The following is a 12,017-nucleotide window of genomic DNA, read 5'->3' on the forward strand; positions in this document are numbered from 1 at the left end:
GTCAAGACTAAATGATAATTACAGTCGCATCTAGCTTGAGTTTTAAAGGTTCACGGGCCTTAAGGTTTCTTCATTTTTCCGGAACCGTCACCCTTTTATTATCCCCCCGCAAAGCCGGGGGACAACAAGAGAAATTATTATTTTTAAGGAGACTGAATGAAATATCCTGAAAAATTTAAGGTTCTTAGTGCGAGTACCATGAGGTGCGTGATGGTGCTTTCTCTCGTCCTGCTTCCGGGATACGCCAGCGCGGAAGATGACATCGTGGCACTCCGTACGCAGCTCGAGGAGCAGCGGGCGTTGAATCAGACCCAGCAACTGCAGTTAAACAAGCAGGCTGAGATGCTCGAGCAAATGAGCAGGCGTCTTGACGAAATGATCGCCCGAAAAGTCGGTTCAGCTCCGGCGCTGGCTGCTGCGCCGCAACCAGCTGAGGTCGCAACCTCCGGGAAAAGCACTCTTCCTGAGGGGTACATCACACGTGACCATGTCGGTGATCTGAACAGAGCGGCGATGGAAGCCGGCGATTTTCCGGGTGCTATTAAAATCCCCGGTAGTAAAGATATATCTCTGGCCATCGGCGGATCAATCAAGGCAGTTGCAATTGCCGATTCAGACGCCGAAGCAATGGGAGCAGACTTTACACCGGCATCCCTTGGAACCAAAAGGAGCGACGAGGATGGAGCCTTCAATATCGACTCAACCCTCGCAAGGATTTTTCTCGATGGCAGGGCTCCCACCGCAAACGACGGCCAGTTGCGCGGCTATATCGAGTGGGATCTGAACGGCGCCAACGATGGAAATCTCTCAGTAAAAATGCGACATGCCTACGGAAGCTGGCAGAACAGCTACGGAACATTACTGGCAGGCCATACCTGGTCAACCATGATGGACTTGAAGATCCTGCCTGAGGGCTTGACGGAGCCAACGGTCAGCGGTCCAATCTTCGTGCGCCAGCCGATCGTCCGCTGGTCTCAATCGCTTGGCTCGGAGTTTATGGTGCATGCCGCTATCGAAGATCCCAGCAGTACCGATGTCTTTGACGACAGTAGTAATCCGGATTTGAACAGGACCTGGATTCCTGACGGTATCCTGGGCCTGGAGTATGAAAAAAGAGGAGCCGGCCATCTTCGTCTTAACGGAATCCTGCGAGATATCGATATCAATCTGCCTTCCGGCGGAAATGACAACGATGTTGCCTGGGGGCTTGCTCTGACCGGTCACCTGGAGGTTTTTGAGCGTGACCGATGGGTGTTCAGCGGGGTTTACGGTCAGGGGCTGGGCCGCTACCTGCTCGGTATCCAGTCAACGGCCGGGGCCATTATTGACCCGCTGAAAGAAGAACTGTACCTACGTGATAACTGGGGGCTGATGACCGCTTACCAGCACCACTGGACAGATTCTCTCCGATCCAATGCAATGGCGGGATATGCCAAGGCCGATCCTCTCAGCTGGCAGGAGGGCGACGTGTTTGAGAGCTCCACCTATGCTGCGGCAAATCTCATGTGGCAGGTTCTCCCCTACATGACCGTAGGGTTTGAGTATGCATATGGACTCAGGGAAAACAACGATGGTTCGAATATTGACAATCATCGGGTGGCTGTCGGGTTTCAATTTTATTGATTGGAGGTTTGGCCTGTGTCCATCAGATCTGGGACGGCTCAGGTGGTATTGGCGGAGAGATAAAACAATCTCGACCTGATTGCCGAGGGTGACCTCAACTTTTGGGTGACAATGTGCTTTATCAAGGGGCCGTCCAAACAAGGGAGCCAAGATGAGTAACTATTTATGCATGGGCCTTGCCTGCCTGTTCATGCTCGTAGTCCTCTGGGGGGGGGGCGGCGCCAATGGCCCAGTCGTCTGAAACAAAAACAAGGGCGGATGCGACCGAAGCGCTGGAAAAGGGTAATGTTTCCATACTGGCAGGCCCGAGCAGTGTAGGCGGGCAGATGGACAAAGACCGGGAAGCCAAGGGTGCTTCCGACCCTGTGCCGCGTCTTTCAGGAAGATATTTTAGTTTCAAGAACCGGCTCGAAGAAGAATACGGATTCAGCTTCGGATTCGACTATAACACACTTTTTCAGACTGCCAGCGATAGCTTGCAAGAAGACAAGGCGACCGGCGGTGTTTTCCGGGCGTACAGTCAATGGACCCTTATGGGAAAAGATACGGAAAATACAGGAACAGTCGTATCAAAGGTGGAAAATCGTCACCGACTGGGAGCAGACATTGCGCCCAAAGAACTGGGAAGCGAGATCGGATACGCTGGGCTGACGGCTGTGACGTTTTCCAACATCGACTGGGCCTTAACAAATCTCTACTGGAACCAGCATCTTTTTGACAATCGCCTGGCCTTTATCGGTGGCATCGTCGATGTCACCGACTACCTGGATGTGTATGGTCTGGTGAATCCATGGACCGATTTTAACAACTATGCGTTTACCACCAACCCGACTATCCCTGCACCCGATCAGGGTCTGGGCGCGGCCGTGCGTTTTTCGACCGTGGAAAACTTCTATATCGTCGTTGGCATTGCTGATGCCAATGGCGACCCCACCAACCCCGAAGACAGCATCAATTCTTTCTTCAGCGAGGGCGAGTTTTTCACCCACGTCGAGGTCGGCTGGGCCAACTCATGGGATAAACGATTTTCCGACAATATACACTTGACCATCTGGCACGCTGATGAACGTCAACAGGCAGAGGTGCCCGATGGTTGGGGTACAGCATTTTCATTCAGTCGCCTGTTTGCAGATACGTGGGAGCCGTTTTTTCGCGCTGGATATGCAGAAGACGGCGGTGCCTTGTGGGAACGTTCGATCAGTGCTGGTTTTGGCTATTATCCCGGCAACAAAAGCAGTGTCTTGGGTGTTGGGTTCAACTGGAGCCGCCCTGCAGAGGACGTCTTCGGACCTGGGATTGACAACCAGTACACGGCTGAAATCTATTACCAGTTCCAGGTGATGAAGGTTTTGACAGTCACCCCGGACGTGCAGCTCATCTTCGACCCGGCCCTCAACCCCTCGGAAAGTTCAATCTGGGTCTTTGGCTTGCGAGCAAGACTGGCCCTTTAAATCAATAGGAAGCTAACTAAGAAATGAAAACAAAGGAGTTACACACAATGAAAAAGAACAAAAAATCAGTAGGGACATTCTTAATGGGTTTGATAATCCTAACTCTGACCCTCGGATCTTCAATTTCAATGGCCGGCAATTCAAGGTTGATTTGTTCTTCAGCTGAAGCTGTTTCATGCACCAAAGATGGGGAATGTCTTCGAGGACCTGTGGATAAGGTGAATCTCCCACTTTTTTTTCAGGTCGACCTAACCGACAAGAAAGTAGTCAGCCTAACGGAGGCAGGGGAATTACGTACCTCTATAATAACAGGGACACAGAGTATGGGGGGATATACCACCGTTCTCGGCAGTGACGTTGACACCGGTTGGAGTATGATAATTAATGAAAAAACCAGATTAATGACATTAACGGTCGCTACTATTGATACTGGCTACACCGTTTTTGGCGCTTGTATTGATGAACCTAAGTAATTAGTCCTGTGAGTGATTGTCCCGATACAACATGAGAATCACGTTCAGAGTATCGGGCTTTTTTGTATTACAAAACACGAGGAGGAAAATTCGTGAAAAAGTTATACTTATTTGATTCGAGAGCTTATCTCGTTATTGCTGTTATGTTGTCCTTTGTTGTATCACAACCCGTCTATGCCAATGAACCTGTGTTGGACAACGCACTTCGTGGTGCTGCCAAAGGGGCAATTATCGGTGGCATTGCAGGTGATGCAGGAAAAGGTGCTGCTGCTGGAGCCATTGGTGGTACGCTCTTTGGCAATATGACAAGAAGGCCAGGCCCGCGAACGACCACCGGTGGAGACCTGTTGACCGGTGCCGCGAAGGGCGCTGTCATCGGCGGTATTGCAGGCAATGCAGGAAAGGGTGCTGCTGCTGGAGCCATCGGCAGTGTCTTGTTCGGAGGTATGCGGCGCCATAACAGATAGAGACAGTTTCGGCCAGATCTTTAATGGTGGTTCTGGGCGGCCCGGCATTGTGTTAATGGTATTACAGAAAAATCATTTAGATGTACGGGCCGTTATCTAGATTGAAAGGATTCATCGCAATTGACGAAGAGATCATATGAGATTTAAACTAAAACGCACATATTTTGTGATCATTGTCTTCGTGGTTGTTTTTTACCTGATTGTACCTGCGCGTAGTCAAACCAGTGGATCTCAGCAACAGAAGGTTTGGGCTCCATCTGAATCGGCGCTCCCATCCATCGCTGCAATTATCCCACTTGTTGGCGAATTGTCAAACGACTTTGCAGTACTTCAGTTTAATCTGGCTAATCAGTCGAATTATTCTGATCTTACAACGACATCTTCAGTCTTGAAGCAGGGGCTTAAGGATGCTGTGCAACAGCTTGAAAGCGTTGAGGGGGAGGAAACTCTCACATGGCGTACCGCCCGGCAGTTGAATTTAAATCTACGTGAAGAACAAAGTCGTTTAAATGAATATACCAAGCCATTGAACAAAGAGATTGATCGCTACTCTCAATGGAAAAAAGAGTGGCGGCATGAAAAACAAAAGTGGAATGGATGGGAGCAACTGCTCACGGAGCATGAGCCACGTCAAATTCAGAAGGCATTCGAAAAGGCCCAGCTAACCATTAGTAAGGCTCTTCGCCTGATTGATTTGCAGCTTGAAAAATTGCTTGAAATCCAGGATATGAGTGTGGAAATCGATCAAAAAATCAACATGCTTAAGTGGCAGACAGCTCCAACCATATCGTCAATACGCCAGAAAAGAATAGTGACAACACTCCCGTCGATGTTCACCACTGCCTATTTTGCTCAGTTTAATCAAAATATGCTGCCGTCTGTATTTCGCGAGTTGCGCAACATAACATTGCCGGACATACGATATCTCAAAGATCATGTCTGGGACTTTTTAGCGCAGCTTATGGTTACAGTAGTTACTCTCATAATAATTTTTTTAAACCGTGGGGAACTGGGAGGTTTAAAGCATTGGAACTTCCTTGCTGCACGACCTGTCTCTGTGGGTGTACTTATGGGTGTATTATTACCTATGACTGTTCCCGGCTATGGCATTGCATTGCCATTCGTGGTATTGATCAACAGTATTATCGGGGGGATTTCATTTTTACGTATAATAGCTAAAATGCTCGATAAATCCAGGTTGAAACAAGCAGTTTCCTGTGTGGTCATCCTGTTTATTTTAACCTTGGTATTTTCTAAGATAAATATTTCATTTCCGTTATATCGTGTCTATGTGCTGTTTGCTTCATTGGTTCTTTTGTATCTATTCTGGAGTTGGTTGAGACTGGGGTTAGAAGCAAAGGGAAAGCTTATCTATCGAGTCCTGTTGCTCAGTGGTATGTTTTTTTTCGGTCTGATTGCACTCTTTCAACTGAGTGGCAAAGCAGATATTGCTAACTATTTGTATGGATCAGCAATATATTCTTTGACAATCATAAGCGCCTTTGGACTGGTTATCTATATCATGCGTGGCCTGCTTGACTGGTTTTTTAGTTTACCGCCGATCTGGAACATAAAGTTGCTCAGAAGTGAGACGACAAGGCTTATACGCTGGTTTTCTTTTTTACTCGAGTTTACCATTCTTGTTTTTATCCTTATACCGCTCAATCTGAAAATCTGGGGATTATTTGATACCCAGGCTGAAGCAATACAACAATTTCTTTTCCTTGGGATCACTCTCGGAAGTGTACGATTTGATATCAAAATGATGGTAATTGTTTTTGCTGTCTTGTATGGTTCTTCTCTACTCTCCTGGCTGCTACCAAAAGTTTTTTTGGACGAATTGTTTTTTGGTAAACAACTTGAGAGGGGGGCTCGGATTGCCATAAGTAAGCTGATAAAATATGTTATAATCCTCTGCGGGACACTTTTTCTTTTTTCAGTTCTTGGACTTGATCTGACCAAACTTACAATTATCCTCAGTGCCCTTGGTGTTGGTGTTGGTCTTGGCCTCCAGGGTATTGTTAATGATTTTTTAAGTGGTCTGATTTTGCTTTTCGAGCAACCCGTAAGGGTCGGTGATACGGTTGAACTTGATGGCCATTGGTGCGAAATTAGACAAATCGGTTTGCGTTCTGTAAGTGTGTTGACTGCAGAGCAGGCCAATATTATTGTTCCCAATTCCGATCTTATAAAAAACCACATCACAAACTGGACCTTGGGTAACCATAAGGTTCGCATTTCGGTCCAGGTTGGTGTCGCCTATGGCTCTGATGTTTCTGTGGTAATGAGTACTTTGATAGAGAGTGCCAAGGTACATGAACAGGTTTTAAGTAAACCGGTTCCTGAAGTTATATTTTCCGATTTTGGAGAGAGCACATTGGACTTTGAACTCCGGGTCTGGACAATGGAGGCAAACTCACGGCTGAGAATTGCGAGTGAGCTTCGCCTGGAAATTAATACAAGATTCCAAGAAGCAAATATTGAAATTGCCTTCCCGCAACGAGACATCCACATTCGCAATCCGGAGGGTGGGCAACTACAGAAGGTTGAACTTGAGAGAGCAGGAGCCGGTGCTGATAGCCCTGGGAGCTAATGGATACCCAAGGAGCAAAACTTCTGAAAAATAATGCCTGAGAAATAGATTTTAATACAGAAAGTCCATCGTAAATATAACTTAACTGAGCATTATAAATGGTAGCAACCGCCGAAATACTTGTTAAAAACTCTTCTGACAATATTTTAAAGTTGGTCCTTTCTGGTCAATGGAATTTGGGTCAGAACTTACCTTCTACAGAAGAAGTGCTGCATCATCTGGAATCTTCTGCGGTAGAGAGAATTATATTTGAATCCCAGGATATAGCAGAGTGGGACTCTGGTTTACTGGCCTTCGTTAAACGATTACGCAAGCAGATAGAAAAAAAAGCAATAGTACTCGATATCAGCGGCCTACCTCAGGGAGCCCAACAACTCCTGGCTCTGGCTGCAGCCGTTCCTGAGAAAAAAGATGCCCGTACTGCTGAAAAACGTCGTCCATTTTTGACCATTTTAGGTGAAGAGACCATCGAGCTCTATCGGTCTACCGCTAAATTACTTGAGTTTGTTGGTGCCTCTTCACTGGCTTTAATGCGGTTTATACGCGGAAAGGCTACGTTTCGTTCCACAGACCTCTGGCTGATGTTGGAAACGTGTGGAGGGCAGGCCCTGCCGATTGTGTCCCTGATCAGTTTTCTGGTCGGCCTGATTCTGGCTTTTGTCGGCGCCATTCAACTCCAGTTATTCGGGGCTGAGCTGTATGTAGCTGATTTAGTCGGGATCGCAATGGTACGACTAATGGCGGCTATTATGACCGGTATTGTTATGGCTGGTCGTACAGGCGGAGCCTTTGCTGCGCAGTTGGGTACCATGCAGGTGAACCAGGAAATTGATGCCCTGAAGACCATGGGCATTTCTCCCATGGAATTTCTCGTATTGCCGCGGATGCTGGCATTGATGATCATGATGCCACTGCTGTGCCTCTACGCCAACATCATGGGAATATTCGGTGGAATGGTGGTCGGCGTTTATATGCTTGATATCGGGTTTATACAGTACTTCACTGAAACAGTAACAGCAGTGAGATTTTGGGATCTTGGCATAGGACTTTTTAGCGGATTCCTTTTTGGAGTCATTGTTGCGTTGGCTGGTTGTATGCGAGGAATGGAATGCGGACGAAGTGCCTCTGCAGTAGGCGATGCCGCTACCTCCGCTGTTGTGACAGCTATAGTCGGGATTATCGTCACAACCGCTATGATTACAGTTATCTGCAATATCTTGGGGATTTGAGGTTTTGATTTCACTATACAGTTTGTTAATCAATTGAAGACGAAAAACATGTCTGAACGTAAGAAACACATATCAGTCCAGGATCTGACTATGGGGTATGGTGATTTTGTCCTGATGCGGGATTTAAATTTCACTATATATCATGGGGATATCTTCATTATCATGGGTGGCAGCGGTTGCGGTAAAAGTACCATGATGACGATCCTCATCGGGCTGAAGAGTCCTGCCACAGGTCGAATTCTTTATGAAGAAACAGATTTCTGGGCAGCGGACCAGCAGTTACGTGACCAGATCATTCGCCGGGGTGGAGTCATGTATCAGAGTGGAGCTTTATGGAGTTCCATGACACTCGGAGAAAATATCGCATTGCCCCTGGAAATATACACAAATTTGAGCGCTGCAGAGGTGGGTGAAGTTGTTGAGCTAAAATTGGAGTTGGTTGGTCTTGCAGGTTTTAAAGATTTTTACCCATCAGAGATAAGCGGCGGCATGCAGAAGCGAGCAGGCATTGCCCGGGCAATGGCTTTGGATCCTGAAATTCTATTCTTTGACGAACCTTCGGCGGGGCTTGATCCGGTAAGTGCACGTCGGCTGGACGATATGATAATTGAGTTGAGCGAAAGCATGGGTACTACCATGGTGGTGGTTACACATGAACTTGCAAGTATCTTTGCGATTGGTACCAATTCAGTATTTCTGGATGTTTCCAAACGAACCATGACAGCAACGGGAAACCCAAAAAAACTATTAGCTGAGAGTCATGATCCAAGCCTGCATATGTTTTTGACTCGCGGCGAAAAGTTGGAGAAGTCATAAGGAGACAGGATGGCAAAACAGGCGAATACAACAATGATCGGCGGTTTTGTGGTCATTGCATTTTTTATACTTGCAGCGAGTGTAGTGATTTTGGGTTCGGGTAAGCTCTTTCAGCGAACCGAAAGCTTTGTCCTCTACTTTGATACTTCCATTAAAGGTTTAAATGTTGGCGCCCCTGTGTTGCTTCAGGGTGTGCAGATTGGCTCAGTTACGGACATTCTCATACGGGCGAATCGTCAAGACCTGACCATGAGTATTCCGGTTTTTATAGAAATAAGACAGGACAAGTTTGAAGTAGACGAAACTATAAGTCCACAGGGAAATTCGAAGAAAACAATAGCACAACTTGCCGATCGTGGGCTGCGTGCGGTATTGAGTACTCAGAGTATGATTACCGGACAGCTGATGATTGAACTCGATTATTTTCCTGGTTCGCCTGTAAACTTAAAGAGCCTCGACCCCGAACTCACCGAAATTCCTACCATTCCATCAACTACTGAGAGGTTGTTCCAGAAATTGCAGAAAATCGATCTCAGCCATATTGAAAATATCATGGCTGGTGTTGATCGCCTTGTAAATAATCCTGACCTATCTGAGGGCATAAAATCTCTGAGGCTAGCTGCCGACGATATGCAGTTGATCATCGGTAAACTCGATAGTTACATTGGTGATGTGACCGATAGCATCGATAACACGCTCAGCGACACCCGTACTCTGGTTAACAATGTCAACACTCAGGTTCAACCGCTTGCAGACCACGTGAGACAGCTGTTAGAGGATTTTGATGCGGTGGCATTAAACATTAATAAACAATTAGATGTTGTGGCTGCCAGCTTGGATGAAAGTTTGGTTGGGGTCAGAGGAGTCGTGTCTGAAGATGCTCCATTGGTTATTCAGTTGGAGGAGACATTGGGAAATGTATCCAGTATGACCGATTCTATAAGGCAACTGGCTGACTATCTGGAACAACATCCTGAAGCCCTTATTCGGGGAAAAGACAATTACTGAGACAACAATTATGGAAAATAAAAAATCTTTTGTTTGTATCGTGATGAATGTGCTCCTTGCTCTACTGATCAGCGGTTGCATGATGAAAAGCCAGCCAACACGATTCTATATGCTTTCACCGACTGTAGAAGGTCCAAATTTTCTGGAAGAGGGCAGCGCCTCAAACAACTTGTCCATAGGTATCGGGCCAATAAAAATGGCGGACTACCTGTCGAAGTCAAGGATTGTCACCCGAATTGACGATAATATGACTGGTCAAGCTGAATTTGATCAGTGGTCCGGCTCGCTTAAAAACAATATAATCAATGTATTGGCCGATAATATCGGCTCTTTGTTGAACACTGAGAAGATTTTTGTCCATCCATGGCGCTCATTTGTTCCTATCGATTACCAGGTAATTGTCGAGATTACCCGTTTTGATGGTGAACTTGGTAAGCAGGTCAACCTTGAGGCACGTTGGAATGTCCTGAAAAGCAATGAAAAATCGTTTATCGATAATAAATGGAGCAGGATCCAGGTAACAACCGATGCTCCTGGTTATACTGGACTGGTTGCTGCGGAAAGCAGAGCATTGGGTAAGCTGAGCAGAGAAGTAGCCGAGTCGATAAACGCTGATTTATAGGCACATATAGTAGGGGGAAGTAACAACTTGCCCTTTTTATTTAACACCATCTGTGAAGGAAACTCTTTCTATGAATAGCAAAAACTCTCGATTGAACAAAATGGACATTGAAATGGTCGTTGGCTCATTGGCGGCAATGATTATGCTGGCTTTTACGCCAGTTAAAATAGATGCAGCCGAATACGTAACAATCGAAGACTGCTATCAGGAAATGTTTCAGGAAGCTTCTCCTGGTACAACAATTGGTGAAATTCGAACGGCCTGTCAAACCAAAATGTCAGGACAACATCAGGTGGCAGTTAAGGAGAAAGCAGATGGCATTGTTGAAGAACGCCTGCATATGGATGACGAAAATGTCCTTAAACCGTTTACAATCATGTCGCATAAACAGAACTACCTTCTTTTGGCAGCGCATAATTTTAATGGCTATGATGCTCGAAATTTTGAAGAATTCTATGACGTTAATGATATCGAATTAGATGATACTGAGGCGCAGTTTCAGCTGAGTATAAAAACACCCTTGGGGATTGATTTGTTCGATTCTGGAGTCGATTTATATGCTGCCTACACGGTGCGCTCGTTTTGGCAGGTTTATAACAGTGACATTTCTGCACCTTTCAGGGAGACCAATCATGAACCAGAGGTATGGCTTCAGATCAAGCCGGATTTTGAACTGTTTGGTTTCCGAAATAGTATTGCTGAACTTGGTGTTGTTCACCAGTCAAATGGCCAGAGTGGCTCACTTTCCAGAAGTTGGAACAGAGTATTTGCATCGTTAGTTTTTGAGCGCGGTAATTTGGCTTTGGCCGTTAAACCGTGGGTTCGTTTTGAAGAAGACAGTGACGATGACGACAATCCCGATATCACCGATTACCTCGGTCATGGTGAGATGTACATGGCATATAAATACAAAGAAAACACCTTCAGCCTCATGAGCCGGAATAATCTGGAATCCGGGTTTTCAAAAGGGGCTGTGCAGCTGGGATGGAGTTTTCCTCTGTTTAATTTTCCATATCTTAAAGGATATGTTCAATATTTTTCGGGATATGGTGAAAGTCTCATAGACTATGATCAGTATGCCAACCGATTAGGTGTTGGTATTTTATTAACAGATTTGCTCTAGAAAACTCGTGTTGGGGGGACATTTTGCCAGCCAATGGGGATGCAGGAGAACAATTGCCCCATGACTGGAAAAGGTTTTTGAAATCTTTCTGGAGAAGCAACGACACTCAACATAATGATTTATAATGAGAGAAAAGAATACCTATCTGAAGCAAAAAGCTGAGAAAAAACTGATTATACGACATCATGTATTCCAGGGATTGATTGCGCTTATGTTTGCCATTGTTTTGTATGATTCATTCATACATCTGACACCTTTTTATTACGTCTGTTTTTTATTTTTGGGTCTGTTCATCGGGAGAATTTTATCCCTTACAGATCGGGTGAAACACTCCAGTGAATCTGAAGCGTTTACCTTGTCCTCAAGCCCCTTTGGTATAGTCATCTCACTGTTACTGCTATCCATTCGTTTTATTTGGGGTAGAACCATATTACAGTTTGCGGATGTATTTTGGACGACTGATGCCTTGTATCTTTTTTTTATTGGAATTTACTGGGCAAAATTAAAAAGCGTGGTGACTCAAATGGATGAATTAATATACGGATGGTTGGGGCGCAATAAAAGGTCTTCGCACTCCGATTAAGTTTTCAAGTTATAATCTATCCTCTCATG

The 12,017-nt window shown here is 45.7% G+C and carries 12 protein-coding genes; 11 read left to right on the forward strand and 1 reads right to left on the reverse strand.

Features of this window, described 5'->3' with window-relative positions; all coding sequences use genetic code 11:
• Window positions 1–156: 156 nt before the first annotated feature.
• Window positions 157–1,623, forward strand: coding sequence for a DcaP family trimeric outer membrane transporter (locus ACX6CI_RS22355; RefSeq protein WP_458775866.1), 1,467 nt, complete (start codon window positions 157–159; stop codon window positions 1,621–1,623).
• Window positions 1,624–1,786: 163 nt separating this feature from the next.
• Here the strand turns inward: ACX6CI_RS22355 and ACX6CI_RS22360 are convergent, their stop codons facing one another.
• On the reverse strand, window positions 1,787–1,918 hold the full coding sequence (locus ACX6CI_RS22360; protein ID WP_458775867.1) for a hypothetical protein: 132 nt from the start codon (window positions 1,916–1,918) through the stop codon (window positions 1,787–1,789).
• 31 nt (window positions 1,919–1,949) lie between these two features.
• On the opposite strand from ACX6CI_RS22360, the gene ACX6CI_RS22365 reads away from it, so the two are divergent.
• From ACX6CI_RS22365 to ACX6CI_RS22410, 10 genes are all read left to right on the forward strand, one after another.
• Window positions 1,950–3,074 carry a carbohydrate porin gene (locus ACX6CI_RS22365; RefSeq protein ID WP_458775868.1) on the forward strand — a complete coding sequence of 375 codons (1,125 nt, stop codon included), beginning with the start codon at window positions 1,950–1,952 and terminating at the stop codon, window positions 3,072–3,074.
• 47 nt (window positions 3,075–3,121) lie between these two features.
• The gene (locus tag ACX6CI_RS22370; RefSeq protein WP_458775869.1) at window positions 3,122–3,547 is read left to right on the forward strand and encodes a hypothetical protein; all 426 of its coding nucleotides are present in this window, start codon (window positions 3,122–3,124) and stop codon (window positions 3,545–3,547) included.
• A gap of 92 nt (window positions 3,548–3,639) precedes the next feature.
• Window positions 3,640–4,014, forward strand: coding sequence for a glycine zipper family protein (locus ACX6CI_RS22375; RefSeq protein WP_458775870.1), 375 nt, complete (start codon window positions 3,640–3,642; stop codon window positions 4,012–4,014).
• Between the two features lie 136 nt (window positions 4,015–4,150).
• Window positions 4,151–6,607 (forward strand): mechanosensitive ion channel family protein, encoded by a 2,457-nt coding sequence (locus ACX6CI_RS22380; RefSeq protein ID WP_458775871.1) that lies wholly within the window; start codon window positions 4,151–4,153, stop codon window positions 6,605–6,607.
• A gap of 98 nt (window positions 6,608–6,705) precedes the next feature.
• Window positions 6,706–7,836: an MlaE family ABC transporter permease gene (locus tag ACX6CI_RS22385; protein ID WP_458775872.1), complete on the forward strand. Its 1,131-nt coding sequence runs from the start codon at window positions 6,706–6,708 to the stop codon at window positions 7,834–7,836.
• A gap of 48 nt (window positions 7,837–7,884) precedes the next feature.
• Window positions 7,885–8,652 (forward strand): ABC transporter ATP-binding protein, encoded by a 768-nt coding sequence (locus ACX6CI_RS22390; RefSeq protein WP_458775873.1) that lies wholly within the window; start codon window positions 7,885–7,887, stop codon window positions 8,650–8,652.
• Window positions 8,653–8,661: 9 nt separating this feature from the next.
• The gene (locus ACX6CI_RS22395; RefSeq protein WP_458775874.1) at window positions 8,662–9,660 is read left to right on the forward strand and encodes an MlaD family protein; all 999 of its coding nucleotides are present in this window, start codon (window positions 8,662–8,664) and stop codon (window positions 9,658–9,660) included.
• A gap of 10 nt (window positions 9,661–9,670) precedes the next feature.
• Window positions 9,671–10,282: a PqiC family protein gene (locus ACX6CI_RS22400; RefSeq protein WP_458775875.1), complete on the forward strand. Its 612-nt coding sequence runs from the start codon at window positions 9,671–9,673 to the stop codon at window positions 10,280–10,282.
• 70 nt (window positions 10,283–10,352) lie between these two features.
• Window positions 10,353–11,405: a phospholipase A gene (locus ACX6CI_RS22405; RefSeq protein WP_458775876.1), complete on the forward strand. Its 1,053-nt coding sequence runs from the start codon at window positions 10,353–10,355 to the stop codon at window positions 11,403–11,405.
• Between the two features lie 124 nt (window positions 11,406–11,529).
• The gene (locus tag ACX6CI_RS22410) at window positions 11,530–11,988 is read left to right on the forward strand and encodes a hypothetical protein (RefSeq protein WP_458775877.1); all 459 of its coding nucleotides are present in this window, start codon (window positions 11,530–11,532) and stop codon (window positions 11,986–11,988) included.
• Window positions 11,989–12,017 lie beyond the last annotated feature (29 nt).

This window comes from Desulforhopalus glucosivorans, from assembly GCF_054397165.1.